Origin of the sequence: Mycolicibacterium holsaticum DSM 44478 = JCM 12374 (genome assembly GCF_019645835.1) — a bacterium.
Lineage (GTDB): Bacteria > Actinomycetota > Actinomycetes > Mycobacteriales > Mycobacteriaceae > Mycobacterium > Mycobacterium holsaticum.
This window is the reverse complement of the sequence record NZ_CP080998.1, coordinates 19,467-46,219: the sequence shown is the minus strand read 5'-3', so window position 1 is coordinate 46,219 and position 26,753 is coordinate 19,467. Positions and strand designations below refer to the sequence as shown.

The window sequence follows — 26,753 nt, the reverse complement described above, 5'->3', positions numbered from 1 at the left end:
GGCTCACGCTAGACGTTGCTGAGGGCGAGTCCAACCGCCCCTGTTCATAGAGCTGTGCATGGCGTGTGGATAGCTCGGTTCCCCCATGTTGACGGCCTGGGGAGAACCTGTGGACTAACGGCTCCGTTGAATACATTTCTGCAGGCAAGCGCACCACATGACGGTTGTGGATCTGTGGATGGCAATTCGTTCGGCGTGTCGTGCCGGGTTGCCTTCTCGGGCGTGTTGGGTAGCCGCGGAAAGACGCGGAGGTTAACGGCTGGTTATCTTCGCTGTGGCGCACCGGTTCCGCAAAGTTCGCCAGCGCACACAGCAACGACCGGGTGGGGGCCGATCAAGCCCCCACCCGGTCATATTGACGCTGGCGCTACTGCGCGGCGACGACGGTCAGCGACACCGTGGCATCGACGTCGGGGTGCAGGCGCACCTCGATCGGATGGGTGCCCGTCGACTTGATGTGTGCCTTGGGCAGCCGGACGGTGCGCTTGTCCAAATTCGGTCCGCCCGCGCTCTTGATGGCCGCGACGACGTCGGCGGGCGTCACCGAGCCGAACAGCTTGCCGGTGTCGGCTGCGGCCTTGACCGAGAGCTCCACCGGGCCGAGGCCCTCGATGGCCGTCTTCAACTCGCCGGCATGCTCGAGGCTCTTGATGCTCTTGGCCTCGCGGGCGCGCCGGATCTCCTCGGCTTGCTTCTCGGCGCCGCGGGTCGCGACGATGGCCAGCTTGCGGGGCAGCAGGAAGTTACGGCCGTAGCCGTCTTTGACCTCCACGATGTCGCCCGTCGCGCCGAGGTTGTCCACGTCGGCGGTCAGAATCAGTTTCATTCTCTAGTCCTCTTATCGCGTCTATCGCGTCTATCGCGTCGACGAGCTGAACGGCAGCAGCGCCACCTCGCGGGCGTTCTTCACCGCGATCGCGATGTCGCGCTGGTGCTGCACGCAGTTGCCGGTCACGCGGCGAGCACGGATCTTGCCGCGCTCGCTGATGTACGTACGCAGCAGCGCGGTGTCCTTGTAATCGATGACCTGTCCCTTGCCCTTTTTGGAGCAGAACACGCACTTGCGGGTCTTGACCGGCTTCTCGGGTGCCGGACGTCGTTTGTTGGCCTTGGCCATGTGTCTCTATCTCTTTCTCGGTATCACTGATCAGTGTCAGAAGGGCGGCTCGTCGTCGCTTCCGGCGAAGGAGCCGGTCGCGGGCGCGCTGCCCCACGGATCTTCCTTGGGCTGCTCGGCGGGACGGGAACCTCCGCCGCCGCCACCGCCACCGAACCCGCCGCCGCCACCGCCGCTGCGGCTGGCCTTGTTGACCTTGGCCGTCGCGTACCGCAGCGAGGGGCCGATCTCGTCGACCTCGAGCTCGACCACCGTGCGCTTCTCGCCCTCGCGGGTCTCGAACGACCGCTGCTTGAGCCGGCCCTGCACGATGACCCGCGAGCCGCGGGTCAAGCTCTCAGCCACGTTTTCGGCGGCCTCACGCCAGATGTTGCACCGCAGGAACAGCGCCTCGCCGTCTCTCCACTCCCCGCTCTGGCGGTCGTAGATCCGCGGCGTGGACGCCACGGTGAAGTTGGCGACGGCCGCACCCGACGGCGTGAACCGCAGTTCGGGATCGGCGGTCAGGTTTCCGACGACGGTGATGATGGTGTCACCAGCCACGAGTGTCCTCCTAGATGGGCGGCGTATTGGGCGCGAGCCTACGGAAGCGCTCCGACGCGTACAGCCTGTTCGTCGGTACTAGTGCTTGTCGGTCCGCATCACCTTGGTCCGCAGCACGGACTCGTTCAGGTTGAGCTGACGGTCCAGCTCGGACACGGTCGCGGGCTCGGCCTTCACATCGACGACGGCATAGATGCCCTCGGCATGCTTGGCGATCTCGTATGCCAGCCGGCGACGGCCCCAGATGTCGACCTTGTCGACAGAGCCGCCGTCCTTGCGGACCACGTTGAGGAATGTCTCCAGCGACGGAGCTACGGTGCGCTCGTCAAGGGTGGGGTCGAGGATGACCATGATTTCGTATGGACGCATAAGGAACCCATCACCTCCTACGGTCTAGTGCGGCCACGGACGTTCCGTGGCAGGAGGGTCGCCTGCGTCGGCAACCGGCCCAGGCTACAGGAAACCGCGCTGATCTGCGAAATCGCGCTGCTGCTGTCGTCGAGTGTGCGATCTGATACGCCCACCGCGGCGAGTCGCGTATGAAACTGCACATTCGCGTTAAGTGGGGACGCTCAGCCGAGACCGCTCTCGGTCCGGGCGCAGCCAGTCCGGCAGCCAGCGCGGCGGCGCGTCCGGCGCCCGGTCGAATATCCCGCCGGCCGGGTCGTCGACCTCACCTCCGAAACCCGACGCCCGGACCAGATCCAGTTCGGGGCGATAGATCTGGCGGATCACCAACGCGCACAGCACGACGACGGCGATATCGCGCAGCAGCACGGTGGTGGTGAACCACTGTTCGGGCAGTCCGCGGTTCTGCTCGCCGTAGAGGTACAGCATCCGCGGCACCCACACCAGGGCGTCGATCGTCATCCACGCCAGCAGGATCCGTCGATGCGGCAGCGCCAGAACCGCCAACGGCACCAGCCACAACGAGAACTGCGGGCTCCACACCTTGTTCGTCAGCAGGAACGCGGCCACCACGAGAAACGCCAGTTGCATCACCCGCGGCCGGCGCGCGGCGGTCAGCGCGACGTATGCGATTGCCACACAACAGGACAGGAACAGGATCGCCGAGACGGTGTTGGTCACCGTCGGGGGCTGCCAGAAGCCGAGGTCGGGGTCGAACCCGCGCCACCCGGTGAACGACTTCACCACGTTGTACAGCGAATCCATGTCGTCACCGCGACGGGTGTTGAGCCGGAAGAACTCCGACCATCCGCGCGGGAACAGCACCATGACCGGCAGGTTGACCACCAGCCACGTGACCGCCGCGGCGCCTGCGGTCTTGCCGACTTCGCGCAGCCGACCGGTGCGTACCGCCAGCACCGCCAGCGCCCCGAGCAGCAGCACCGGATACAGCTTGGCCGCCACGCCCAGACCGATCAGCGCCCCGGCCAGCACCGGTTTTCGTCGCGCCCACGCCAACACCGCCCCGGTCGCGAAAGCCGTTGCCAGCGCATCGAAATTGGTGAAGATCTGAAAGATCAGGATCGGGGAGGCCGCCACCAGCGCGGCGTCCCAGACGCGGCGCGGACCGGCCAGCCGAGACGCCGCCCACACCGTCGCCAGCCAGGCCAACGCCAGCCCGAACGCGGCGATGTTGAAGAACATCACCACCTCGGCGATGATCGGCGCCGACACCAATTTCGTCAGCGCGGTGTAGGTCTTGGCCAGCGACATCGACACGTACTGGTACAGCCCGGTGAGCACCGGATACTCCATGTAGCGCACGGCGATATTGCCGTCGTACTGGATGTGTGGTTCCCCGGCAGCGTCCTTTTCCACCCAGCTCGACTTGTACGGAAACTTCCCGAGGTTCAACAGTTCTGCGGTGTAGAGCGGAACGGTGTCCGAGTAGCACAGCTGGTAATAGGCCCGCTGGTTCTCCCAGTTGCCGACGCGCTGATCGGCGGTGCCGGTCCCGGTGGTCTGCAGGCACGCGGCCTTGGTCGAATAACCCAGCGCGAGGAACACCAGCGCCAGGATCAGCATCACCCGCAGCGGCGTGAGGAACCGTTGTCTGCCGATCAGCGCGTGTTTGCCAACGGGCCCGCCGATCACATCCGACAGCGCGGCGCCGATGGTGTCGGTGCGGCTGGGCAGGTCGCGGTGGTCCAGGCTCCGCCTGTCTTCTGCCGGCGGAGCCGGCGATTCCACACCTGCCGGCGGAGCCGGCGATTCCACACCCGCGAGCGGCGCCGGCGATTCGACGTCGGGTTGGGTCACGGGGGCGGCAGGGGGCCGGGCGGCGGGCCCGGCGCCGGCGGCGGCGGTTCGGGGACAGGCGGGCCCGGTGGAGCAGGCGCGCCGACGGGCGCTGGCGGACCGACGGGCACGGTGGTGGGCGGCCCCCACGGAATCGTGATGCCCGGCGCCAGTTCAAGAGTCGGTTGGATGACCGTCTGCGACGGCGGCGCATCCGGCGGCGGCGCCTCCGGTGCGGTGGTTCGCGGCGCGACCGGCGCCTGCGGCACACCCGCGTAGCCGCCGATTTCCTCGGGCTTGGGGAACGTCTCCACGTCGGTGCCCTTCAGCGCCCCGTCCATCGTGGCCTTCCAGATGTCCGACGGGATACCGGAGCCGTAAACCGGTGAGCCCCACTTGTTCTCCAGCGGCTTGTCGCCGTCGGTGGTGCCCACCCACACCGCCGTCGACAGCGACGGTGTGAACCCGACCATCCAGGCGTCCCGGTTGTCGCCGGTGTCGCCGAGCTGATTGGTGCCTGTCTTCGCCGCCGACGGGCGCCCCCCGGCCAGCGCATGACCGTTGGAGTACGCCGCGATCGGCTGCATCGCCGCCGTGACGTTGTCGGCGACCTTCTTCTCGATGCGCTGCTCACCCTCGGTGTCCTGCTGCGACGCGTCGAACAGCACATCCCCCTGGGCGTTGACCACCTTCTGCACGAAGTGCGGTTTGTGGTAGACGCCCGATGCGGCCAGCGTGGCGTAGGCCGACGCCATGTCGATCACCCGGGTCTGGTACTGGCCCAACACGATCCCGTTGTTGGGCGGGCCGCCCTGACCGTCTTCGGACAGGGTGTGCTCCACACCCGGGAAGCTCTCGGCGATACCGGCCTGGTGCGCGGCCTTGGCGACGTCCTCCGGTCCGTTCTTCAACTTCAGCATCAACCGGTAGTAGCTGGTGTTCAGCGAGCGCTTCAGCGCCTCGGCGATGTTGCAGGTTCCGCAGCTGCCGCCCTCGACGTTGGAGATTTCGATGCCGTTGACCGTCAACGGTGAACTGTCGACCTGAGTGCCCAGCCCCATCCCCTGCTGCAGCGCCGCAACCAACGCGAACACCTTGAACGCCGACCCCGTCGGCAGCCCGGCCTGGGCGAAGTCGAACCCGTTGGCGTCGTCGCCGCCGTAGTAGGCCTGCACCCCGCCGGTGCGCGGATCGATCGACACGATCGCGGTCCGCATGTCGGGGTCCTGGCCCTCGAGGTACTCCGCCGCGGCGTCCACGGCGGCCTCCTGCGCATCGGGGTCGATCGTCGTGGTGATCTGCAGACCCTCGGTGTTGAGCGTCTTCTCGGTGATGTCGAACAGGTCGAGAAGTTCCTGCTTCACCTGACGCTCGATCAACCCGTTCGGACCGGTGGTCAGGTTCTGGGAGCGCGCCAACTCCGGCGGCACCGTCGCAGGAAACACCTGGGCGGCACGCTCGCTGGGGGTCAACGCGCCGATCTCCACCATGCCGTCGAGCACCCAGTTCCACCGCTCGGTGGCGCCTTCCAGGTTCACCGCCGGATCCAGCCCGGACGGCCGCTGGATGAGCGCGGCCAGCAACGCCCCCTCAGCGACCGTCAACTCCTCGACCGGCTTGTTGAAGTAAGCCCGCGACGCCGCAGCCACCCCGTAGGAGCCCCGGCCGAAGTAGATGATGTTCAGATACGACTGCAACACTTGGTCTTTGGACCACTCGCCGGACATCTTCGTCGAGATGACCAGTTCCTTGGCCTTGCGGATCAAACCGCCCACCCCGGCGCGTTCGGAGCCCACCAGCGCGTTCTTCACGTACTGCTGGGTGATGGTGGAGCCGCCCTGCAGGTTTTCCCCGGAGAGGTTGTTCTTGATCGCGCGGGCGAACCCGGTGAACGAGAACCCCGGGTTGGAGTAGAAGTTACGGTCCTCGGCGGCCATCACCGCGTTGCGTACGTGCACCGGGATCTGGTCGATATCCACGTCGACCCGGTTGCCTTCCGGCGGAACGATTTTCGCCAATTCACTGCCGTCGCTGGCGAGAATCGTCGATACCTGGTTGGTCCGGATGTCACCTGGTTTGGGCACGTCGACGATCAGATACGCCATCGCGAACGTGACCGTCGGCAGCACCAGGAACACGATGGCCGCGGCCAACAGACCCCGCCGCACCCACGTCCAGTTGACCGACTTGTGCTGGCCGGGCCGCCGCGGCGGTGGGCCACCCGCGGGCGGTCGGCCGCCCTGCGGCGGGCGGCGCGGCGGCGGGGGAGGCGGGGAAGGTGGTGCGGGTTTGGGCGCCGGGGTGCCGTCCAGCGCCGCCTTGACCACGTCGATCGGATCGCGCAGGTGCGGCGGCGGCTGGTCGCGCACCGGCGGCAGCACCGAGGTATGCCGGTCATCGGGGGCGACCGGGCGGGTGCGGTCGGCCGAGGGCGCGTCCTGCGGTGGGCGATGGCGCCCCGCGCCGTCGGGCCTTCTGGCTTCGGGCTCGCTCACACCATCAGCCCCGTGTCCCTTGCGGACATCGTTGACTGACCGGTCGCGGCGCCCCTCGCTATTCACTGGCCGTGCGCGCACGACCGCGCGCCGTCTGGGTGCCCCGCGAGGCCCGCCTCCCCCGAGACGGGCCCGTCGGCGGGACAGCGCCGAGGACATACGACTTGACCAGGTGATTCCAACTGCAGGTGCGGCATACCTCCACCACGTGTACCGAAAATTCGTCGTAGCGGGACGCCAGCAGGACCAACTCCTCAGCGGTGCGCGCCGACCCGGACACCGCGCCCAGGTGGTCACCGAAAACCCACGACACCAAGGTCAGCTGTTCCTTGCGGCAGATCGGGCACATCACCGAACTGGGCTTCCCATGGAACTTCGCGGCTCGCAGCAGATAGGGGTTGGCGTCACAAACCTCGGAGACGCCGGTGCGCCCCGAGTAAACCTCCGCCAGCAGGGACCGTCGCCGAAGGGCGTAGTCCACCACCTGTCGCTGCAATCGCACGGAGACCAGAGTACGTCGGTGCCGCCGGGACTGAGGCGCGACGTGCTTCCCGCCGCAACGTCGAAAACAATCGAAAACCATCTTTTACGATCGTGCTCGTGGCTTCGGGCAGCTCAGCGTGGCGGACGTCGGGAATGCGCGCCAAAGACAGCGACCGCGCCGAGACGTGCCAGATTCTCGACACCGCCCTGGCTGACGGCCAGCTGTCGATGACCGAGCACGGCGAACGCGTGAAATCCGCCACTGCCGCCTCGACGCTGGGCCAACTGCAGGATCTGGTCACCGATCTGCAGAACGCCAAGTCGCCGCAGGTGCCGATGATCACCAAGGTGGTCAACCGGCAGGTCCCCCAGCCGGTCAACTGGGGCATCCGGGCCGCGATCGCCGGGGTGCTGGTGGTGGTCGGCATCGCGGTCGGCTGGGGACTGTTCGGCAGCCCGTCGTCGCCGCTGAACGCCACCGCCGACCCCGGCGCCCAGCCCGACGGCATCGCGCCCGTCGTACTCACCCCGCCCAGACAACTGCACTCGCTGGGCGGACTGACCGGGCTCATCGAGCAGATGAAGCAGCGGTTCGGCGACACCACCGGCTACCGGTTGACTGTCTATCCCGACTACGCCTCGCTGAGCCGGCCGGACCCGGCCGAAGACCGGCGCGAGCTCAACTACTCCTACCGCGGCGGCTGGGACGACCCGTCGTCGAGTTCCAAGAGCACCGACGCCACCCTGGTGGACCTGAGCAAGTTCGACACCAAGACGATCGTCGGCGTGCTTCGCGGGGCGCCGGAAACGCTGGGCATCAAACCCGCGGACGTGACGAGCACCTACCTGACCATCGATCCCAGCCGCGACCCGACCACTCCGGGTGAGCTGTCGGTCTCGGTCTACGTTTCCAGCGATTACGGCAGCGGCTACATCGAGATGGCGCCCGACGGCAGGGTCAAGCGGATCAACTATCCGTCCTGACAGCGACGCCTTTTCCGCGGTTGGGCCAGGCGCCCGGTGGACCGGTGGGGTTCACATCGCGGTCACCCGCAATTCGCGTCGAATATATCGGCGCGATACTATGAGCCGAGGTGTTGGACCGTCGTAACGGGCGAGCTCGAATTCTAGGAGGAGGTGTCCCCGGTGCTCGAACTGGCCATCCTGGGACTCCTGCTGGAGTCGCCGATGCACGGCTACGAACTACGCAAGAGGTTGACGGGACTGCTCGGGGCGTTCCGCGCGTTTTCCTACGGCTCGCTGTACCCGGCACTGCGCCGGATGCAGACCGACGGGCTGATCGTGGAAGATCCGGCACCGGATGGATCCCCGAAGATGCGTCGCGCTCGGCGCGTCTACCGGCTTACCGATTCCGGTAAGCAGCGGTTCGCCGAACTGGTGGCAGACACCGGTCCGCAGAATTACTCCGACGACGGGTTCGGCGTCCACCTTGCGTTTTTCAACCGCACCCCGGCCGAGGCCAGGATGCGCATCCTCGAAGGACGCCGTCGTCAGGTAGAGGAACGCCGTGAAGGCCTGCGTGAAGCAGTTGCGCGGGCGAGCAGCTCGATCGACCGGTACACCCGCCAGCTTCACCAGCTCGGGTTGGAATCCAGCGAGCGCGAAGTCAAGTGGCTCAACGAGTTGATCGCGGCCGAACATTTAAGCCAGGGGCGCTCAGACAATCCTGTGCAGCCGTAAGGCATTACCGAGTTAGTACGAAGGGAAGAGTTCGTGTCATGACTGAGCACATCGGAGCCGGCGCGCCGGCGACACCAAACGCGGACGTGCGGGTCGCGATTGTCGGTGTGGGTAACTGTGCGTCCTCGCTGGTGCAAGGCGTGCAGTACTACCAGGACGCCGATGAGTCGGCCACCGTACCCGGCCTCATGCATGTGCGACTCGGCCCGTACCACGTACGCGACGTGAAGTTCGTCGCGGCCTTCGACGTGGACGCCAAGAAGGTCGGCTTCGACCTGTCCGAGGCGATCTATGCGTCGGAGAACAACACCATCAAGATCGCCGACGTGCCGCCCACCAACGTCGTGGTGCAGCGCGGCCCGACGCTCGACGGCATCGGCAAGTACTACGCCGACACGATCGAGGTGTCCGACGTCGACCCCGTCGACGTGGTCGCGGTGCTCAAGGAGAACAACGTCGACGTCCTGGTGTCCTACCTGCCGGTGGGCTCCGAGGAGGCCGACAAGTTCTACGCCCAGTGCGCGATCGACGCCGGCGTGGCGTTCGTCAACGCGCTGCCGGTGTTCATCGCCAGCGATCCGGTCTGGGCGAAGAAGTTCGCCGACGCCGGGGTGCCGATCGTCGGCGACGACATCAAGAGCCAGATCGGTGCGACCATCACCCACCGCGTGATGGCCAAGCTGTTCGAGGACCGCGGCGTGCAACTGGACCGCACCATGCAGCTCAACGTCGGCGGCAACATGGACTTCCTGAACATGCTCGAGCGTTCGCGCCTGGAGTCCAAGAAGATCTCCAAGACCCAGGCCGTCACGAGCAACCTGCAGCGCGAGTTCAACACCAAGGACGTGCACATCGGCCCGTCCGATCACGTCGGCTGGCTCGACGACCGCAAGTGGGCGTACGTGCGCCTCGAGGGTCGGGCCTTCGGCGACGTGCCGCTGAACCTGGAGTACAAGCTCGAGGTGTGGGACTCGCCGAACTCGGCGGGCGTGATCATCGACGCGGTGCGCGCGGCCAAGATCGCCAAGGACCGCGGTATCGGCGGCCCCGTCGAGGCGGCCTCGGCCTACCTGATGAAAAGCCCGCCCAAGCAGCTGCCCGACGACATTGCGCGCGCGCAGCTGGAAACCTTCATCGAAGGCTGACGTTCCCGCGATTTGTGGAGTCCTGCCCGCTCTGAGCGCGGCCGGGGCTCCACATTTCGCATTTTGTAGTGTTTTTCTGTGAGCGACATAACCCCGGACGACGAACTGGCCTCTCTCGACGAGTTCACCTTCCTCAAAGAGAACGCCCGCCAAGCCGGCGTCGACACCGTGCCGCCGGCCACCCGGGTCGAGTCCGGGCCGATCAGCGCGCTGAAGTTCGGCGACGCCGCGCCGCGGGTGGTGTTCCTGCACGGCGGCGGCCAGAACGCGCACACCTGGGACACCGTCGTCGTCGGGCTCGGCGAGCCCGCGTTGGCCCTTGACCTGCCCGGTCACGGCCGCTCGGCGTGGCGCGACGACGGCGACTACGGACCCAAGCTCAACGCGGTCACCGTCGAACCGGCGCTGCGTGCGCTGGCCCCCGGCGCCGACCTGGTCGTCGGGATGTCGCTGGGCGGTTTGACGGCGCTGCGGCTGGCGGTGTCGGCCCCCGCGCTGGTGCCCCGGCTGGTGCTGGTCGACGTGACCCCGTCGGCGCCGGAGCGCCACACCGAGCTGACCGACGAGCAGAAGGGCACCGTCGCGCTGGTGCGGGGCCCGCGGACCTTCGAAAGCTTCGAGGCGATGCTCGAGCTGACCGTCGCGGCCGCCCCGCACCGGGACCGGGAATCGTTGCGCCGCGGGGTTTTTCACAACGCCAAGCGGCTCGACGACGGCACCTGGACGTGGCGTTACGACGAGATGCGCAAGGGTGAGGGGTTCGAGGGCCTGTGGGACGACGTGCCCCGGCTCGAGGTGCCCACGACGCTGGTGCGCGGCGCCAAGTCCTACTTCGTCAACGACGACGACGCCGCCGAGTTCGCCCGCAACGCACCGGGTTTCCGCGACGTGCACATCGTCGAAGACGCCGGGCACTCGGTGCAGAGCGACCAGCCGGGCAAGCTGATCGAGATCCTTCGCGGGGTGCTCGCCGAAAAACGCACGTAAGTTGAAAGGGTGAGCTTTCCCATTCGCATCGGCGTGCAACTGCAGCCGCAACACTCCCCGCAATACCGCCATATCCGCGACGCGGTCCGTCGCTGTGAGGACCTCGGTGTCGACGTCGCCTTCAACTGGGACCACTTCTTCCCGCTCTACGGCGATCCCGACGGTGCTCATTACGAATGCTGGACGATGCTGGGCGCCTGGGCCGAGCAGACATCCCGCATCGAGATCGGGGCGCTGGTGTCGTGCAATTCCTACCGCAACCCTGAACTGCTGGCCGACATGGCCCGCACCGTCGACCACATCAGCGACGGCAGGCTGATCCTGGGCATCGGCTCGGGCTGGAAGCAGAAGGACTACGACGAGTACGGCTACGAGTTCGGCACCGCAGGCAGCCGACTCGACGACCTGGCCGTCGGCCTGCCCCGCATCGCGTCGCGGCTGGCCAAGCTCAACCCGCCGCCGACCCGCCAGATCCCCGTGCTCATCGGCGGGGAGGGGGAGAAGAAGACGCTGCGGCTGGTGGCCAGGCACGCCGACATCTGGCACACCTTCAGCGGCAGCGCCGGCTATGCCCGCAAAGCCGAGATCCTCGCGCAGCACTGCTCGGACGTCAGCCGCGATCCCGACGCGATCGAGCGGTCGGCGGGCGTGTCCGGCAAGACGATCGACGCGCTGATCGCCGAGGCCGACGCGCTGGCCGACCTCGGGGTCACGCTGCTGACCGTCGGCGCCAACGGTCCCGACTACGACCTCGCCGAGGCCGAGGCGCTGTGCCGCTGGCGCGATCGGCGGCAGAGCTAGGCACACCGCAGGATTCGGCTCCGACTCCCGCGGCGACGTGAGACACTGGCGCCGCGATGCCCAAGAAGTATGGGGTCAAAGAGAAAGACCTCGTGGTCTCGCATGTTGTCAACCTGATACTGACCGGCAAACTCCGCTCGGGTGACCGGGTCGACCGCAACGAGATCGCTCACGCACTCGGACTGTCCCGGGTGCCCGTTCAAGAGGCCGTGGTGCAACTCGAGCACGACGGGATCCTGTCCACGCTTTATCACCGCGGCGCCTTCGTCCAGCCGTTCGACGAATCCGTGGTGCGTGAGCATCACGAGATCTACGGGCTGCTCACCGGGGTCGCGTCCGCGCGCGCGGCAGACGACCGGAACCCGGAGATCCTCGACGAGCTCGCCAGGTTGGTCGACGTCATGCGCAACAACCGGGAGTCGCGGGCCTTCAACGACGCCGGCTGGGGGTTCCGGCAGATCGTCAACGACAACTACGGAGGCCCGCGGCTGCTCGCGCTGATCCAGGCGTCTCAGGCGTTGGTTCCGCGGGTGTTCTGGGGTGCATACACAGACAACCACGACGAGGTGCTGGCGACCTACGAGAGCGAGATCAGCGCGCTGCGCCGCGGTGACACCGACGCGGCCCGGGCGGCCTGCGCCGCGCGGTCCGAGGTGATGGCCCGGGTCATGCTGGTCGAACTGGTGCGCCGCGGCGTCTTCAACCCGTCGGCGCACCCGGCGTTGCGTTCCGATTGAGTTGAAGACGGCGCCGCGGCGCAGACGGTCGCTACGTTGCAGGAATGAAGGCAACCGTCTTGGCGCTCATCGCGCTGCTCATCGGCGGCATGGGGTGGGCCCCGCTGGCCCAGGCGCAAGTCGACCAGTGCGCGCCGCCGGGCATGGCCAGCGCCAGCGCACTGCCCACCAACCTCGCCGCGGCGGCCAAGGGGCCTGAGGAAGACAGGTACACGACGGCCACCGTCGTCCCGTTGGACACCATCGACGTCAACGCGCTGGGTCTACGCACGCCGGGCACGCTGACCGTCGGCACCCTTTCGGATGCTCCGCCGAGCATCTGCATCAACTCCGCCGGCCAGTTCACCGGCTTCGACAACGAACTGCTGCGCGCGATCGCCGACAAACTGGGCCTGCAGATCAACTTCGTCGGCACCGAGTTCTCCGGGCTGCTGGCCCAGGTGGCCGCGCGGCGCTTCGACGTCGGGTCGTCGTCGATCACGACCACCGAAGCGCGGCGCCGCACCGTGGGCTTCACCAACGGCTACGACTTCGGGTACTTCTCGCTGGTGGTGCCCGCCGGGTCGCCGATCACCGGGTTCGGCGACCTGGCCCCCGGGCAGCGCATCGGCGTCGTGCAGGGCACCGTGCAGGAGGCCTACGTCGTCGACACCCTGCGCCTGCAGCCGGTGATCTACCCCGACTACAACACCGTCTACGCGAGCCTGAAAACCCGCCAGCTCGACGCGTGGGTGGCGCCGTCACAGCAGGCCGAGGGCACGGTGCAGGCCGGTGACCCGGCCGACATCATCGAAAACACCTTCAGCTTGGACAATTTCGTCGCCTACGCGGTCGCCAACGAGAACCGGCCCCTCATCGACGCACTGAACTCGGGCCTGGACGCGGTGATCGCCGACGGCACCTGGGCGCGGCTGTATTCCGACTGGGTGCCGCGCGCGCTGCCGCCAGGCTGGAAACCCGGTTCGAAGGCCGCCCCGCTGCCACAACTGCCCGACTTCGACGCGATCGCCGCGCAGCAGCAGGAGTCCGACACCAGCGGGCCCGCGCAGCAGAAGTCCACGCTGTCTCAACTCAAAGACTCGTTCCTGGACTGGAACCTGTACAAACAGGCGATCCCGGTGCTGTTCAAGACCGGACTGCCCAACACGCTGATCCTGACGATCTGCGCATCGGTGATCGGGCTGGTGCTGGGCATGGCGCTGGCCGTGGCCGGGATATCGCGGCACCGCGTGCTGCGCTGGCCCGCCCGGGTGTACACCGACATCTTCCGCGGGCTGCCGGAGGTGGTGATCATCTTGTTGATCGGTTTGGGGCTCGGCCCGGTGGTGGGCGGATTGACCGGGAACAACCCGTTTCCGCTCGGTATCGCCGCGCTGGGGCTGATGGCGGCGGCGTACGTCGGGGAGATCTTCCGCTCCGGTATCCAGAGCGTGGAGCCCGGCCAACTGGAAGCCTCTCGGGCACTGGGCTTTTCGTACACCACATCGATGCGGTTGGTGGTGGTGCCGCAGGGCATCCGGCGGGTGCTGCCGGCGCTGATGAACCAGTTCATCTCGCTGCTCAAGGCGTCGTCGCTGGTGTATTTTCTGGGCCTGGTGGCCGACCAGCGGGAGCTGTTCCAGGTGGGCCGTGACCTCAACGCGCAGACCGGCAACCTGTCCCCGCTCGTCGCCGCCGGGTTGTTCTATCTGGCGTTGACCGTGCCGCTGACGCACCTGGTGAACTACATCGACGCCCGGTTGCGCCGCGGCCGGCCCCCGACCGAGGAAGACCCGCTCGAACTGTCCACGTCGCTGGGGGCATCTCCCACGCGACGCGCAGGGGAAGAGATGCTCTGATGGCTGATTTCGAACCGGTGTCGTTGGCCGCCAACGATATTCATTTGGCATTCGGGCCGAACCCGGTGCTGCGTGGGGTGGACATCGACGTGCCTGCGGGCAGCACCGTCGCGGTGATCGGGCCGTCGGGATCCGGGAAGTCGACGCTGCTGCGCACGCTGAACCGGCTCTACGAACCCGACCGCGGCGACATCCTGCTCGACGGGCGTTCGGTGCTCAAGGACAACCCCGACCAGTTGCGTCAGCGCATCGGAATGGTGTTCCAGAACTTCAACCTGTTTCCGCACCGCAGCGTGCTGGACAACGTGACGCTGGCACCGCGCAAGCTCAAACGCCTCGGCGCCGAGGAGGCCCGTGAGCTCGGGATGGCGCAGTTGGAGCGGGTTGGGTTGGGGCACAAGGCCAATGTGCGGCCCACGACGCTGTCGGGTGGGCAGCAGCAGCGCGTGGCGATCGCGCGGGCGTTGGCGATGGCGCCGCAGGTGATGTTCTTCGACGAGGCCACCTCGGCGCTGGATCCCGAGTTGGTCAAGGGCATCCTGGCCCTCATCGCCGACCTGGGCGCAGACGGGATGACGATGGTCGTCGTGACCCACGAAATGGGCTTTGCCCAGTCGACCGCGGACACCGTGGTGTTCATGGACCACGGGCAGGTGGTCGAATCCGGCAGGCCCGCGCAGATCTTCCAGGCCGCCGAAACCGACCGTCTGCAGCGGTTCCTGTCGCAGGTTCTGTGAGGCTAATCGGCCGTCATCGCGTCTTGGCAGGCCCAGACAGGTTAGACTGACGAATTATGGCCGAGGTGGAACCGCAGGTCACAGAGTTGGCCGGGGAGCTGCAGCGGGTGCTCTCCCGGGTTTTCTCCGTGCTGCGCCGCAGCGACACCAACCGTGCGGAAGCCGGTGATCTCACGCTGGCGCAGCTGTCGATCCTGCTGACCCTGCTCGACCAGGGGCCGCTGCGGATGACCGACCTGGCCGCCCACGAGCGGGTGCGCACGCCGACCACCACGGTCGCGATCCGCCGGTTGGAGAAGCTCGGTCTGGTCAAACGCTCACGTGACCCGTCGGATCTGCGGGCGGTGCTGGTTGACATCACCCCCGAGGGACGTTCGCAGCACCAGGAGGCGCTGGCGACCCGGCGGGCGCATCTGGGCACGTTGCTGGGCCGACTCAGCCCCGAGGATCTGGAGATGCTCACCAAGGCGATCGGCCCGCTCGAGCGGTTGGCCGAATAGCTAACCCAGCCAGTCCAATACCGCGGCCGCGGTCCACGACTGTTGCATGCTGCCCAGCGGCTCCCCGGTGAACGGTTCGTAGTACTCGGCGAAACTGCCGTCGCTGACTTGCCGCAGTCCTTCTTTGCGCAGCAGCCGGGCCCGTTCGGCCCACCCGCGCCGGGCGAAGCACCACGCGAACAACCACGTCATCACCGGCCACACCGGGCCGCGCCAGTACTCGCGCGGGCGGAAGTGACGCGACACCGGCGACGTCGACGGGATCAGCGGGTAGCACAGATCGGGATGCCCGCAGAACCGCGGGCCCTCCAACAGCTTCACCAGGTGGCGCTCCTGTTCGTGCGCCAACCCGCCGCACAGCAGCGGCGCGAACTGCGCGACCGTCTCCGTGGCCACCCACTGGTCGGCCTTGACGTCGAAATCCCTTGCCGCGCCGGTGCGTTCGTCGGTAGCGCCGACGACGCCCGACCGGAACCGCTCGGCCCACGCGTACAGGTCGCGCACGTCAGCGGTCGGGCGTTTGTAGTCCTCACCGATTTCGGCGAGCACATCACATGCGACCGCCAGGATCGCCGAGACGAACACGTCCTCGACGGCGAAGCTCATCACCTTGGGCAGCAGTTCGTCGTCGTAGCGGGCCAGCTTCATCTCCTCGAGCAGCCACAGGTACCGGTCGTACTCGACGTCGGTGGGGCGCTGGCTGGCGTCGGTGACGATGGTGGTGTCCTCGCGTTGGTACTCGGGCAGCGCGCCGGGAACGACGTTGGCGTAGGCGCTGTCCCAACGCGGCGAGTTGTCCATACCGGACTCCCAGCCGTGATAGAGCGTGACCCGGCCGCGCGCGTGCGGGTCGCGCGCTTCGGCCAACCAGCGGTGCCAGCGCACCAGGTTGTCCCACCGGCGGTCGAGGAACGCCTCGGCGACCCTGCGGGTGGACCGGCCGCGGGTGCGGGCGTTGTCGAGGATGCGTTGTACGGCGATGGCGTGCACGGGCGGTTGGGTGATGCCCGAGGTGAGCCGGTTGCGCGGCGCGTGCGCGGCCAGCGTCGACGTGGCCCAGCGGGCCGGCCCGGGAAAGTACCCGTCCACCCCGTTGGCGAAGACGATGTGCGGGATCATCCCGTTGCTCCACTGCGCCGAGAGCAGCGTGTCGAGCTCGACGACGGCGCGCTCGACGCTCAGCGGCGCCAGCCCGATCGCCACGAACGCGGCGTCCCAGCTCCACATGTGCGGGTAGAGCAGCGGCGCGGCCGTCGTCATGGTGCCCAGGTCGTTGCCGCGCAGCAGATACGCAGCGCGGGCGGAGAGCTGCGTTGGCGTGAAGCTGTGATCGGCGGGCATCCGTACCATGATGCGACGCGGTGCGCCGGTTTGCAGGTCGGTAGCGTTGACGACATGCCGACCGCACTCATCACGGGGGCGTCGCGGGGCCTGGGTACGGCGGTCGCGGCCGCGTTGGCGCCCACGCATTCGCTGGTTCTCGCGGGCCGACCGGGGGCGCGGCTGGACGCCGTCGCCGCCCGGTTCGGCGCCACGACGGTGGCCGTCGACCTGGCCGACGCCGACGCGATCGCCGGGGCCGTCGCGTCCATCGACGAACTGGACGTGTTGATCCACAACGCCGGTGTGGCCTATCCCGGGCGGGTCGCGGAGTCGACGATCGACGAGTGGCGAACCACCATGGAGATCAACGTCATTGGCGCGGTGGCGTTGACGCTGGCGCTGCTGCCCGCGCTGCGGGCGGTTGGCGGACACGTGGTTTTCGTCAACTCGGGCTCGGGCATCGACGCCTCGCCCGGGCTGGCGTCGTATTCGGGAAGCAAGTTCGCGCTGCGGTCGTTCGCCGATTCGTTGCGCAACGACGAACCGTCGCTGCGGGTGACGTCGGTGCATCCCGGCCGGATCGCCACCGAGATGCAGGAGGGCCTGGTCGCCTACGAAGGCGGGCAGTACGACCCGTCACGGTTCTTGTCGCCGGAGACCGTCGCGGGCGTGATCGCCGACGTGGTGGCGTCGCCGCCGGACGCGCACATCCACGAGGTGATCGTCCGCCCCCGGTGATTTCGGGGTAGTTCGTCACGGTGAGCGTGACGAACTACGCCGAAATCACACGACGATGTTGACCAGGCGGCCGGCCACCACGATCACCTTTTTCGGCGTGGCGCCGTTGAGGAACGCCTGCACCTTCTCATCGGCCAGCGCTGCGGCCTCCATCGTGTCAGCGTCGGCGTCGGCGCCGACCGTGATGTGCCCGCGAACCTTCCCGTTGACCTGCACCGGATACTCCACGGTGTCCTCGACGAGGTACTGCGGGTCGGCAACCGGGAACGGTCCGTGCGCAAGCGGGGTGTCGTGACCCATCCGGTGCCACAGTTCCTCGGCCAGGTGCGGCGCCAACGGCGCGAGCATCAGCACCAGCGGTTCCACCGCCGCCCTGGCCGTCACACCCTGTTTGGTCAGGTGGTTGGTGTACTCGATCAGCTTGGCCGCCGCGGTGTTGTTGCGCAGGTTCGTGTAGTCGTCGGTGACCCCGGCCACGGTGCGGTGCAACAACCGCAGGGTGTCGGTGTCCAGCGCCTCGTGCTCGGCGACCTGCACGCGGCCGCTCTGCTCGTCGACGACAAGCCGCCACACCCTCTGCAGGAACCGGTGCGCGCCGACGACGTCCTTGGTGGCCCACGGTCGCGACGCCTCGATCGGTCCCATCGACATCTCGTAGACGCGCAATGTGTCGGCGCCGTAGTTGTCGCAGATCTCGTCGGGCGACACCGAGTTCTTCAGGCTCTTGCCGATCTTGCCGAACTCCTGGAACACCTCGATCTCACCGTCGGGATCCGGAGCCGACCCGTAGGCGTCATCGGACGGACGCCAGAAGAACTTCCCTTCGCGTTCGACGACTTCGGCGGCCGGCACGTAGGTGCCGCGGGAGTCGGTGTAGGCGTAGGCCTGGATGTAGCCCTGGTTAACCAGCCGCCGGTACGGCTCGCGCGAGCTGATGTGGCCGAGGTCGTAGAGCACCTTGTGCCAGAACCGCGCGTACAGCAGGTGCAGCACCGCGTGCTCCACACCGCCGACGTACAGGTCCACCCCGCCCGGATCATGCGGACCGTGCTCGGCCGGCCGCGGACCCATCCAGTAAGCCTCGTTTTCCTTGTCGCACATCGCTTCTGCGTTGTCCGGGTCGGTGTAGCGCAGCTCGTACCAAGAACTGCCCGCCCACTGCGGCATGACGTTGGTGTCCCGGGTGTAGGGCTTGCACCCGTCACCCAGATCCAGTTCGACGTGCACCCAGTCGGTCGCCTTGCCCAGCGGCGGGGACGGTTCGGTGTTCGCGTCGTCGGGGTCGAACAACACCGGCGAATAGTCCGGGACGTCCGGCAGTTCCACCGGCAGCATCGATTCCGGTAGCGGGTGCGCACGACCGTCGGCGTCGTACACGATCGGGAACGGTTCACCCCAATACCGTTGGCGCGCGAACAGCCAGTCCCGCAGTTTGTACTCGACGCGCGCACGGCCGCGGCCTTCTACCTCCAGCCGCCGGGTCATCGCCTCCTTCGCCGCGCCGACGCTGAGCCCGTTGAGGTAGTCGGAGTTGACCACCTCGCCGTCACCGGTGTTCGGGCCCTGCGAAATATCGCCGCCAGCAACGGTTTCCACGATCGGCAGGCCGAACTCGGTGGCGAAGTCCCAGTCGCGCTGGTCTCCGCCGGGCACGGCCATGATCGCACCGGTGCCGTAGCCGATCAGCACATAGTCGGCGATGAACACCGGAATCCGTTGGCCGTTGGCCGGGTTGGTGGCGTACGCGCCGAGGAACACGCCCGTCTTGGTCTTGTTCTCCTGGCGCTCGAGGTCTGACTTCGCCGCGATGGCCGACCGGTAGGCGGCGACGGCCTCGCGTGGGTTGGCGGCGCCGAAGGTCCAGCGCTCGTCCACGTCGGCCGGCCACTGCGAGGCCGCCAACGTGTCGACCAGCCCGTGCTCGGGCGCCAGCACCATGTACGTCGCGCCGAACAGCGTGTCCGGGCGGGTGGTGAACACCTCGATATCGCCTGCGTCGGTGCTGAAATACACCGACGCACCGGTGGACCGCCCGATCCAATTTCGCTGCATGGCCTTGACCTTCTCCGGCCAGTCCAGCAGATCCAGGTCGTCGAGCAACCGGTCGGAGTATGCGGTGATCCGCATCATCCACTGCCGCAACCGCTTCCGGAACACCGGGAAGTTGCCGCGTTCGCTGCGCCCGTCGGAGGTGACCTCTTCGTTGGCCAGCACGGTGCCCAGGCCCGGGCACCAGTTGACCAGCGAGTCGGCGCGATACACCAGCCGGTGAGAGTCCACCACGTCAGCGCGGTCACCGGCGCTCAGCTGCGACCACACCCGTCCGTCATCGAGGGTCCTTGCCCCGGAATCGAATTCGGAGACCAGTTCGGCGATCGGCCGTGCCTTGCCGGTGGTCGGGTCGAACCAGGCGTTGTAGATCTGCAGGAAAATCCACTGGGTCCACTTGTAGTAGTCGACGTCGGTGGTGGAGAAGCTGCGCCGCGGGTCGTGGCCGAAGCCCAGCCTGCCGAGCTGACGGCGGAAGTTGACGATGTTGGCTTCGGTTCGCTCGCGTGGATGCGTGCCGGTCTGGATCGCATACTGCTCGGCCGGCAACCCGAATGCATCAAAGCCCAATGCGTGCAGGACATTACGGCCGGTCATCCGGCAGTAGCGGGCGTAGACATCGGTGGCGATGTAGCCGAGCGGATGCCCGACGTGCAGGCCTTCACCGGACGGGTAGGGGAACATGTCCTGCACGAACATCTTGTCCTCGGGCACCGTGGCGCCGTCGGTGGGTGCCAGCGAACCGACCGGGTTCGGTACGTGAAACGTGCCTGCCTCGGCCCACCTCTGCTGCCAGGCGTGCTCGATCTTCCCGGCCAGCTCCGCGGTGTAGCGGTGCTGCAGGGTTTCGGCGGCGGCGTCGGCGGCGGCCGCCGCGGGCTGAGCGGTCGGCGGTTCGGTCACGTGAACAGGGTATAAGCCCGCGAATCCGGTCCGCGCCGGCCACGGGTTGGTATCGGTTGCGTTGCGGACAAGTCAGAACAAGGTTGCAGCTCGGTTCCGGCTCTGGTGGCTAACGTCCCCGGCTGGATACAGTCGGCGCCTGACGTGCACCGCGCTGTCTGGAAGGACCGACGTCGATGATCGAGATCGCCCGCCGCTGGCGGGTTCTGGCTTCAGGAGCCGCCGTCGCAGCGGCTGGTGTGGTGAGCTTCGCGGGCACCACCGCCTCGGCCGAACCGGTGGTTCCGCAACCCCCGGTGCCGGCACCGGCCACGGTGACGCAGACCGTCACGGTGACGCCGAACGCCGCACCGCAAGCCGTCGGTCAGCCCGGTGTGAGCTCGGCCACTGGCCTCGCGCAGGCCGGTATCGCATCACCCGGCGCCGAAGCCGCGCCCGCCGCCGTCCCCGTCGCGCAGGCCGGTGCTCCCGTCGCGCAGCCCGGTGCTCCCGCCGCGCAGCCCGCCGCACCGGTCGCACCCGTCGTGGCACCGCCTGCCGTCACGATCACCCCGGCGGCCTCGGGCACCCTGCGGGAGTTCTTCGAGTCCAAGGGCGTCCGGCTCGAACCGCAGAACAGCCAGGACTTCAAGGCGCTCACCATCGTGTTGCCGATGCCGCGCGGTTGGTCCAACGTTCCCGACCCCAACGTGCCCGACGCGTTCGCGGTGATCGCCGACCGGGTCGGCGGCAACGGCCTGTACACGTCCAACGCCCAGGTGGTCGTCTACAAGCTGGTCGGCGAATTCGACCCGATCGAGGCCATCAGCCACGGCTTCGTCGACAGCCAGCAACTCCCGGCATGGCGATCCACCGACGCGTCGTTCGACAGCTTCGGCGGGATGCCGTCGGCGCTGATCGAGGGCACCTACCGGCAGAACTCGATGACGTTGAACACCTCGCGCCGCCACGTCATCGCCACCGTCGGACCCGACAACTACCTGGTCTCGCTGGCGGTGACCACCAGCGTGGACCAAGTCATCCCCGCCGCCGACGCCACCGACGCGATCGTGCGCGGCTTCCGGGTGAGCGTCCCGGCCCCCGCCGCTCCCCCAGCGCCTGCGCCGGACGCGGCGCCCGGCGTGACGCCCCCACCTGCCACGACCGCCCTTCCCAGCGGGCCCGCCGCGGCAGTCCCGGCGTCGCAGGCACTTGCGAACACGGCGTCCAGCTAGGGCGCCCGCGATGGACATGTCCCCCGGGCGAAGCCTGGCGTCCGGGGGACACCATCACGCCATCGGGGCGCGGCCCTCGTAGGGTGGGGCCATGCTCGTCGTCGGTGTGCTCAGCTTCTGTGCCGCAGTGGCGTGCGCGGCGGCCGCGCTGTGGCTGCTGAGCCGGCCCCGCTCGAATGACCCCAGGCAGCAGGTGTTGCGCGCCCTGGTGCCGACACAGTTCGCCGCCGCGGTGATGCTCGCGGTGGGCGGCGCGGTCGCAGTGTCCACCGAGCCGGGCACGGCGCTGCTCGTGGCGATCGTGTGCGTGATCGGCGCGGTCGGCACGCTCGGCGCGGGTTGTTGGCAGAGCGCGAAGAGCCTGGCCCGTATCGGCGGGCAGTCCACAGCGGCCACGGGTGAGTGCGGCAGCGTATGCGCCACCTGCACGCTGTCCTGCAGCGAAAACGCCGTCTAGTTGCGGCTGATGTCGATCGGGTGGGTGGCCAAGAGCGACAGCGGCAGGGGCTGACGGCGCAGCACCCGCGCCCACAGGTCGACGCGTGGTTCGACCAACACGTCAGAGGGCAACGCGGACAGCACAATCCAGTCGTCGCGTTCGATCTCACCCTCCAGCTGACCGATGGTCCACCCCGAGTAGCCAGCGAAGATCCGCACGCCCTCGACGGCCGGAGCAACCGAGTCCGGATCGGCGTCGAGGTCGACCATCGCCATCCGGCCCTGCACGTGCCGCAAACCGGGCAGCCCGTCGGCGTCGACGCCGACGCGCATGGTCGCCAGACACAACGCCGCATCGCGTTTGACCGGTCCGCCGATGAACATCGTCTTGGGCTTGGTGGCCAGCTTCGCCCACTGCGGCAGCACGTTGTACACCGCGGTTTCACTCGGCCGGTTCAGCACCACCCCGAGGGTGCCGCCGTCGTTGTGCTCGACGATGTAGATGACGCTGCGCCGAAACGTCGGCTCCAGCAGGTCGGTGTTGGCCAGCAGCAGAGTTCCGGCCCGCACCCGGTGCGCCGCGGGGGCGACTCCCTCTTTACGGTCCTCGGGCTCCTCCGACTGCGCCACGTACCCATCATGGCACCAGCAACCAAACAACGTGGAGAACAAGCACGGCCCGCCGCAAGATTTGTACTGTGGGTCGGGTTCGCATCCACACAACCAGGACGTGGTACCGCTGGCCGACCTTCGCGCACCCACCGCACTGTGGCGGTCGGTGCGTGGCATGCCGGAATTCTGGCGGCTACTGGAACTTCGGTTGGTCAGCCAGTTCGGCGACGGCCTGTTCGCCGCTGCTCTCGCGGGTGCGATCCTCTTCAACCCGCAGCGCGCCGCCGAGCCGTGGGCGATCGCCGGCGCGTTCGCGGTGCTGTTCCTGCCGTACTCGGTGCTGGGCCCGTTCGCCGGTGCGCTGCTGGACCGTTGGGACCGGCGGGCGGTGCTGATCGGCGCCAACGCCGGCCGGCTGCTCCTGGTGCTGGCCGTCGCCGCGCTGCTGGAGTCCGGTGCCGGTGATCTGCCGATCCTGTGCGGCGCGCTGATCGTCAACGGTTTCACCCGGTTCGTCTCGTCGGGGCTGTCGGCCGCGCTGCCGCACGTGGTGCCGCGGGATCAGGTGGTGGCGATGAACTCGGTGGCGGCGGCCACCGGTGCGGTCTCGGCGTTCGTCGGGGCGAACTTCATGTTGTTGCCCCGCTGGTTGTTCGGCGCCGACGACGCCGGTGCGGCGGCAATCATCCTGATCGTCGCGGTGCCGGTGGCGCTGGCGCTGTGGTTGTCGTGGCGCTTCGCCCCGCACATCCTCGGCCCGGACGACAGCAGGCGCGCGGTGCACGGGTCGGCGCTGTACGCGATCGCCACCGGCTGGGTGCACGGCACGCGTACGGTCGCGACGGTCCCGACGGTGGCCGCCACGCTCACCGGGCTGGCCGCGCACCGCATGGTGTTCGGCATCAACAGCCTGCTGGTGCTGGTGATCGTGCGGCACAGCGACACCCAGCAGGTCGCGGGCCTGGGCACCGCCGTGCTGTTCGTCGCCGCGACCGGCGTGGGAGCGTTTCTCGCCGCGCCGGTCACCCCGATCGCCGTGCGACGGTGGGGCCGGTACGCCACCGTCAACGGTGCGCTGCTGTCAGCCGCGCTGGTCCAGGTGGCCGGTGCGGGCCTGCGGCTACCGGTGATGGTGGTGTGCGGCTTCCTGCTCGGCCTGACCGGCCAGGTCGTCAAGCTGTGCGCCGACAACGCCATGCAACTCGACGTCGACGACGCGCTGCGGGGACACGTGTTCACGGTGCAGGATTCGCTGTTCTGGATGTCGTTCATCCTGGCGATCGCGTTGTCGGCCATCGTGATTCCCCCGGACGGCCACGAACCGGCGCTGGCGCTCGCCGGGGTCGGGGTGTACCTGGCCGGGCTGGCCGCACATGCCGTGCTCGGCCGGCGGGACCGACCGGTGCCGATACAGTGACCGCCATGTCCGGTGCCGCGCCGATGGTGGCCGATCTGCGTGCCGAGAGCGACGCTCTCGACGCCCTGGTGGGCGACCTCGCGCCACAGCAGTGGTCGACGCCGACGCCCGCCCCCGGCTGGACGATCGCCCATCAGATCGCCCACCTGCTGTGGACCGACCGTGTCGCGTGCACCGCCGTGACCGACGCGGACGGGTTCGCGGCCCTGCTCGACGAGGCGGCCAAGGACCCGGCCGGTTTCGTCGACGCGGCCGCCGAGGAGCTGGCCGCCACGCCACCGGAAGACCTGCTGGCCGACTGGCGCGCCACCCGCACCCGGTTGCACGACGAGCTGCTGGAGGTGGCCGACGGCCGCAAGCTGCCCTGGTTCGGGCCGCCGATGAGCGCCGCGTCGATGGCGACCGCCCGGTTGATGGAGACGTGGGCGCACGGCCTCGACGTCGCTGACGCGCTCGGGGTACGGCGCCCCGCCACCGCGCGGCTGCGCTCGATCGCGCACATCGGTGTGCGCACCCGCGACTTCGCATTCAGCATCCACGGGCTCACGCCGCCCGCCGAGCCGTTCTACGTGCAGCTGCGCGCGCCGGACGGGTCGACGTGGGCGTGGGGCCCCGAGGACGCGTCGCAACAGGTCACCGGTTCGGCCGAGGATTTCTGCCTGCTGGTCACCCAGCGCCGGCCGCGTTCCGAACTGGACGTCACCGCCGCCGGCGCCGACGCGCAGACCTGGCTGGGCATCGCCCAGGCGTTCGCCGGCCCACCCGGGCCGGGCCGCTGACACGCGTCACGACAGCTCGTCGGCGCCGTCGGCCCGACCGTCGCCGTCGGTGTCGCTGAGCTTCACGTCCCAGCGGCCGTCGCCGTCGGTGTCGACGTAGGCGTCCGCATCCCCGAGCGCGCGGTCGGCCACCCCGTCACCGTCCACGTCGGCCAGCCGGTCGTCGACCTGGCCGTCGGCGTCGATGTCGACCATCGGTCCGCCGAACTGCTCGGCGCCGTCGAGGCGGAACCACCGCAGCCCCCGGTCTGCGGCCACCGCCCAGGTGCCGCTGCCGTCGTCGGTGAAATACGCCGCGTCGCCGGCATGGTCACGGACCAGGTGGTCGGCCGCACCGTCACCGTCGAGGTCGCCCAGCGCGTCGTCGAGCAGCCCGTCCCCGTCGAAATCCAGGCCGACCGCGTCGAACACCCCGTCACCGTCCACATCGATATCCGGTGCGGCGGTCCAGATGGTGGCCGAGCCGTCCCCGTCGCCAAGGCAGTAGTCCACACCCTTTCGACGCAGCGCTACTGTCTGGCGTTCCACCACTTCCACAACTCGTCGACGGCGTCGTCGTGGGACAGCGGGCCGCGGTCCAGCCGCAGCTCCTTGAGATGCCGCCACGCCTCGCCGACCTCGCGCCCCGGCGGGATGCCGAGGATCGTCATGATCTCGTTGCCGTCGAGGTCGGGCCGCACCCTGGCCAGGTCCTCCTTTTCGGCAAGCTCGGCGATCCGCAGCTCGAGGTCGTCGTAGTTGGCCTGCAACCGCGCGGCGCGGCGCTTGTTGCGGGTGGTGCAGTCCGCGCGCACCAGCTTGTGCAACCGCGGCAGCAGCGGTCCGGCGTCGGTGACGTAGCGGCGCACCGCCGAGTCCGTCCACCGCCCGCCGCCGTAGCCGTGGAACCGCAGGTGCAGGTACACCAGCTGGGAGACGTCGTCGACCATCTGCTTGGAGTACTTCAGCGCCCGCATGCGCTTGCGCACCATTTTCGCGCCGACCACCTCGTGGTGGTGAAAGCTCACACCGCCGTCGGGTTCGAGCTTGCGGGTGGCCGGCTTACCGATGTCGTGCAGCAACGCGGCCCACCGCAACACCAGATCGGGTTCGCCGTCTTCCAGTGCGATCGCCTGCCGCAGCACCGTCAGCGAATGCCAGTACACATCCTTGTGCTGATGGTGCTCGTCGATGGCCATCCGCATCGCCCCGACCTCGGGCAGCACCACGTCGCCGAGCCCCGTCTGCACCATCAGGTCGATGCCCGCGACCGGGTCGGCGCCCAGCAGCAGCTTGTCCAGCTCGGCGGCCACCCGCTCGACGGTGATCCGGCCCAGCTGCGGTGCCATCTCGACGAGCGCCTCGATGACCCGCGGCGCGACGGTGAACTGCAGCTGGGAGACGAACCGCGCCGCCCGCAGCATCCGCAGCGGATCATCGCCGAACGACGTCTGCGGCGCCGACGGGGTGTCCAACGTCTTGGCGCGCAGCGCGGCCAGCCCGCCCAGCGGGTCGTGGAACTCGGCCGGGCCGTCGGCGGTGATGCGCACCGCCATCGCGTTGACGGTGAAGTCCCGGCGTATCAGGTCGTCTTCGAGCCGGTCGCCGAACCGCACCTCCGGATTGCGCGACACCTGGTCGTAGGTGTCGGCGCGAAACGTGGTGATCTCGAGGCGATGGTCGTCCTTGCCGACCCCCAGGGTGCCGAACTCGATGCCGGTGTCCCACAACGCCTCGGCCCACGGCCGCAGCAGCTTCTGCATCTGGTCGGGGCGGGCGTCGGTGGTGAAGTCCAGATCGCCGCGGATGCCGCCCAGCAACGCGTCGCGCACGCTGCCGCCGACGAGGTAGAGCTCGTGACCGGCGTCGGCAAACACCTTGCCGAGGTCGGCGAGCAGGTCGCGATGGCGGTTCAGCGTGACCTGCGCGGCGGCAAGCAGTTCGGCGTCGGAAGCGGAATCGGGCACGTTCGGACAGCTTAATGTGCAACGGCTGTGTCACGACCGGTGAGT

At 68.3% G+C, this 26,753-nt stretch carries 26 protein-coding genes; 14 read left to right on the top strand and 12 right to left on the bottom strand.

Annotation, left to right across the window (positions count from 1 at the left end; genetic code table 11):
- Positions 1 to 367: 367 nt before the first annotated feature.
- From rplI to K3U96_RS00190, 7 genes are all read right to left on the bottom strand, one after another.
- The gene (gene rplI / locus K3U96_RS00220) at positions 368 to 826 is read right to left on the bottom strand and encodes a 50S ribosomal protein L9 (RefSeq protein ID WP_069405209.1); all 459 of its coding nucleotides are present in this window, start codon (positions 824 to 826) and stop codon (positions 368 to 370) included.
- A 30-nt stretch (positions 827 to 856) separates the two neighbouring features.
- Positions 857 to 1,117, bottom strand: a complete 261-nt coding sequence (gene rpsR, locus K3U96_RS00215; protein WP_069405210.1) for a 30S ribosomal protein S18 — start codon at positions 1,115 to 1,117, stop codon at positions 857 to 859.
- A gap of 36 nt (positions 1,118 to 1,153) precedes the next feature.
- A complete protein-coding gene (locus tag K3U96_RS00210) occupies positions 1,154 to 1,660 on the bottom strand; it encodes a single-stranded DNA-binding protein (protein ID WP_220691689.1) in 507 nt (168 codons plus the stop codon).
- A 78-nt stretch (positions 1,661 to 1,738) separates the two neighbouring features.
- A complete protein-coding gene (gene rpsF, locus K3U96_RS00205; RefSeq protein ID WP_003884149.1) occupies positions 1,739 to 2,029 on the bottom strand; it encodes a 30S ribosomal protein S6 in 291 nt (96 codons plus the stop codon).
- 189 nt (positions 2,030 to 2,218) lie between these two features.
- Complete coding sequence (locus K3U96_RS00200; protein ID WP_220693331.1) at positions 2,219 to 3,817, bottom strand: glycosyltransferase family 87 protein; 1,599 nt, start codon at positions 3,815 to 3,817, stop codon at positions 2,219 to 2,221.
- Between the two features lie 65 nt (positions 3,818 to 3,882).
- On the bottom strand, positions 3,883 to 6,360 hold the full coding sequence (locus K3U96_RS00195; protein WP_271035605.1) for a transglycosylase domain-containing protein: 2,478 nt from the start codon (positions 6,358 to 6,360) through the stop codon (positions 3,883 to 3,885).
- Positions 6,361 to 6,418: 58 nt separating this feature from the next.
- Positions 6,419 to 6,862 carry a DUF5318 domain-containing protein gene (locus tag K3U96_RS00190; RefSeq protein WP_069405213.1) on the bottom strand — a complete coding sequence of 148 codons (444 nt, stop codon included), beginning with the start codon at positions 6,860 to 6,862 and terminating at the stop codon, positions 6,419 to 6,421.
- 98 nt (positions 6,863 to 6,960) lie between these two features.
- Here K3U96_RS00190 and K3U96_RS00185 point away from each other — a divergent pair, with 98 nt between their 5' ends.
- From K3U96_RS00185 to K3U96_RS00145, 9 genes are all read left to right on the top strand, one after another.
- Positions 6,961 to 7,827 (top strand): DUF1707 SHOCT-like domain-containing protein, encoded by an 867-nt coding sequence (locus K3U96_RS00185; protein ID WP_069405214.1) that lies wholly within the window; start codon positions 6,961 to 6,963, stop codon positions 7,825 to 7,827.
- Between the two features lie 162 nt (positions 7,828 to 7,989).
- Complete coding sequence (locus K3U96_RS00180; protein ID WP_220691687.1) at positions 7,990 to 8,544, top strand: PadR family transcriptional regulator; 555 nt, start codon at positions 7,990 to 7,992, stop codon at positions 8,542 to 8,544.
- A 38-nt stretch (positions 8,545 to 8,582) separates the two neighbouring features.
- Positions 8,583 to 9,689 (top strand): inositol-3-phosphate synthase, encoded by a 1,107-nt coding sequence (locus K3U96_RS00175; RefSeq protein WP_220691686.1) that lies wholly within the window; start codon positions 8,583 to 8,585, stop codon positions 9,687 to 9,689.
- A gap of 78 nt (positions 9,690 to 9,767) precedes the next feature.
- The gene (locus tag K3U96_RS00170) at positions 9,768 to 10,676 is read left to right on the top strand and encodes an Rv0045c family esterase (protein WP_220691685.1); all 909 of its coding nucleotides are present in this window, start codon (positions 9,768 to 9,770) and stop codon (positions 10,674 to 10,676) included.
- A 9-nt stretch (positions 10,677 to 10,685) separates the two neighbouring features.
- Positions 10,686 to 11,477, top strand: a complete 792-nt coding sequence (locus tag K3U96_RS00165; protein ID WP_069406501.1) for an LLM class F420-dependent oxidoreductase — start codon at positions 10,686 to 10,688, stop codon at positions 11,475 to 11,477.
- Between the two features lie 56 nt (positions 11,478 to 11,533).
- A complete protein-coding gene (locus tag K3U96_RS00160) occupies positions 11,534 to 12,214 on the top strand; it encodes a GntR family transcriptional regulator (RefSeq protein WP_069406500.1) in 681 nt (226 codons plus the stop codon).
- Between the two features lie 44 nt (positions 12,215 to 12,258).
- Complete coding sequence (locus tag K3U96_RS00155) at positions 12,259 to 14,052, top strand: ABC transporter substrate-binding protein/permease (RefSeq protein WP_220691684.1); 1,794 nt, start codon at positions 12,259 to 12,261, stop codon at positions 14,050 to 14,052.
- Positions 14,052 to 14,789, top strand: coding sequence for an amino acid ABC transporter ATP-binding protein (locus K3U96_RS00150; protein WP_069406498.1), 738 nt, complete (start codon positions 14,052 to 14,054; stop codon positions 14,787 to 14,789). Before K3U96_RS00155 ends, K3U96_RS00150 begins: the two co-directional genes overlap by 1 nt.
- A 56-nt stretch (positions 14,790 to 14,845) precedes the next feature.
- On the top strand, positions 14,846 to 15,289 hold the full coding sequence (locus tag K3U96_RS00145) for a MarR family winged helix-turn-helix transcriptional regulator (protein ID WP_220691683.1): 444 nt from the start codon (positions 14,846 to 14,848) through the stop codon (positions 15,287 to 15,289).
- On the opposite strand, the gene ggh is transcribed toward K3U96_RS00145, so the two are convergent.
- Positions 15,290 to 16,630 (bottom strand): glucosylglycerate hydrolase, encoded by a 1,341-nt coding sequence (gene ggh / locus K3U96_RS00140; RefSeq protein ID WP_220691682.1) that lies wholly within the window; start codon positions 16,628 to 16,630, stop codon positions 15,290 to 15,292.
- Positions 16,631 to 16,684: 54 nt separating this feature from the next.
- Between ggh and K3U96_RS00135 the strand changes: the two genes are divergently transcribed.
- Complete coding sequence (locus K3U96_RS00135) at positions 16,685 to 17,350, top strand: SDR family oxidoreductase (RefSeq protein ID WP_069406495.1); 666 nt, start codon at positions 16,685 to 16,687, stop codon at positions 17,348 to 17,350.
- 45 nt (positions 17,351 to 17,395) lie between these two features.
- Here the strand turns inward: K3U96_RS00135 and leuS are convergent, their stop codons facing one another.
- Positions 17,396 to 20,242, bottom strand: a complete 2,847-nt coding sequence (gene leuS, locus K3U96_RS00130) for a leucine--tRNA ligase (RefSeq protein ID WP_069406504.1) — start codon at positions 20,240 to 20,242, stop codon at positions 17,396 to 17,398.
- 236 nt (positions 20,243 to 20,478) lie between these two features.
- Here leuS and K3U96_RS00125 point away from each other — a divergent pair, with 236 nt between their 5' ends.
- Together K3U96_RS00125 and K3U96_RS00120 are read left to right on the top strand one after the other, a co-directional pair.
- On the top strand, positions 20,479 to 21,516 hold the full coding sequence (locus K3U96_RS00125) for an LpqN/LpqT family lipoprotein (RefSeq protein ID WP_220691681.1): 1,038 nt from the start codon (positions 20,479 to 20,481) through the stop codon (positions 21,514 to 21,516).
- 91 nt (positions 21,517 to 21,607) lie between these two features.
- Entirely contained in the window at positions 21,608 to 21,973 is a 366-nt protein-coding gene (locus K3U96_RS00120; protein ID WP_220691680.1) for a hypothetical protein, read from the top strand.
- Here K3U96_RS00120 and K3U96_RS00115 read toward each other — a convergent pair.
- Positions 21,970 to 22,584, bottom strand: coding sequence for a YqgE/AlgH family protein (locus K3U96_RS00115; RefSeq protein WP_069406492.1), 615 nt, complete (start codon positions 22,582 to 22,584; stop codon positions 21,970 to 21,972). The two genes, K3U96_RS00120 and K3U96_RS00115, sit on opposite strands and share 4 nt — an antisense overlap.
- Positions 22,585 to 22,741: 157 nt before the next feature.
- On the opposite strand from K3U96_RS00115, the gene K3U96_RS00110 reads away from it, so the two are divergent.
- Both K3U96_RS00110 and K3U96_RS00105 read left to right on the top strand, forming a co-directional pair.
- Positions 22,742 to 23,983, top strand: a complete 1,242-nt coding sequence (locus K3U96_RS00110; protein ID WP_220693330.1) for an MFS transporter — start codon at positions 22,742 to 22,744, stop codon at positions 23,981 to 23,983.
- A gap of 5 nt (positions 23,984 to 23,988) precedes the next feature.
- Positions 23,989 to 24,762 carry a TIGR03084 family metal-binding protein gene (locus K3U96_RS00105; RefSeq protein WP_069406502.1) on the top strand — a complete coding sequence of 258 codons (774 nt, stop codon included), beginning with the start codon at positions 23,989 to 23,991 and terminating at the stop codon, positions 24,760 to 24,762.
- A 6-nt stretch (positions 24,763 to 24,768) separates the two neighbouring features.
- Here the strand turns inward: K3U96_RS00105 and K3U96_RS00100 are convergent, their stop codons facing one another.
- Together K3U96_RS00100 and K3U96_RS00095 are read right to left on the bottom strand one after the other, a co-directional pair.
- Positions 24,769 to 25,254, bottom strand: coding sequence for a pullulanase (locus tag K3U96_RS00100; RefSeq protein WP_069406491.1), 486 nt, complete (start codon positions 25,252 to 25,254; stop codon positions 24,769 to 24,771).
- Positions 25,255 to 25,271: 17 nt separating this feature from the next.
- A complete protein-coding gene (locus K3U96_RS00095) occupies positions 25,272 to 26,708 on the bottom strand; it encodes a CCA tRNA nucleotidyltransferase (protein ID WP_220691679.1) in 1,437 nt (478 codons plus the stop codon).
- Between the last annotated feature and the right edge of the window lie 45 nt (positions 26,709 to 26,753).

What these genes read in the sequence shown, in the direction of transcription:
- K3U96_RS00160 (WP_069406500.1), top strand. Translation starts at nt 11,534, where the DNA reads ATGCCCAAGAAGTATGGGGTCAAAGAGAAAGACCTCGTGGTCTCGCAT.
- K3U96_RS00150 (WP_069406498.1), top strand. Translation starts at nt 14,052, where the DNA reads ATGGCTGATTTCGAACCGGTGTCGTTGGCCGCCAACGATATTCATTTG.
- K3U96_RS00125 (WP_220691681.1), top strand. Translation starts at nt 20,479, where the DNA reads ATGATCGAGATCGCCCGCCGCTGGCGGGTTCTGGCTTCAGGAGCCGCC.
- ggh (WP_220691682.1), bottom strand. Translation starts at nt 16,630, where the DNA reads ATGCCCGCCGATCACAGCTTCACGCCAACGCAGCTCTCCGCCCGCGCT.
- rplI (WP_069405209.1), bottom strand. Translation starts at nt 826, where the DNA reads ATGAAACTGATTCTGACCGCCGACGTGGACAACCTCGGCGCGACGGGC.
- K3U96_RS00120 (WP_220691680.1), top strand. Translation starts at nt 21,608, where the DNA reads ATGCTCGTCGTCGGTGTGCTCAGCTTCTGTGCCGCAGTGGCGTGCGCG.
- K3U96_RS00135 (WP_069406495.1), top strand. Translation starts at nt 16,685, where the DNA reads ATGCCGACCGCACTCATCACGGGGGCGTCGCGGGGCCTGGGTACGGCG.
- K3U96_RS00145 (WP_220691683.1), top strand. Translation starts at nt 14,846, where the DNA reads ATGGCCGAGGTGGAACCGCAGGTCACAGAGTTGGCCGGGGAGCTGCAG.
- rpsR (WP_069405210.1), bottom strand. Translation starts at nt 1,117, where the DNA reads ATGGCCAAGGCCAACAAACGACGTCCGGCACCCGAGAAGCCGGTCAAG.
- rpsF (WP_003884149.1), bottom strand. Translation starts at nt 2,029, where the DNA reads ATGCGTCCATACGAAATCATGGTCATCCTCGACCCCACCCTTGACGAG.
- K3U96_RS00110 (WP_220693330.1), top strand. Translation starts at nt 22,742, where the DNA reads ATGCCGGAATTCTGGCGGCTACTGGAACTTCGGTTGGTCAGCCAGTTC.
- K3U96_RS00105 (WP_069406502.1), top strand. Translation starts at nt 23,989, where the DNA reads ATGTCCGGTGCCGCGCCGATGGTGGCCGATCTGCGTGCCGAGAGCGAC.
- K3U96_RS00175 (WP_220691686.1), top strand. Translation starts at nt 8,583, where the DNA reads ATGACTGAGCACATCGGAGCCGGCGCGCCGGCGACACCAAACGCGGAC.
- K3U96_RS00155 (WP_220691684.1), top strand. Translation starts at nt 12,259, where the DNA reads ATGAAGGCAACCGTCTTGGCGCTCATCGCGCTGCTCATCGGCGGCATG.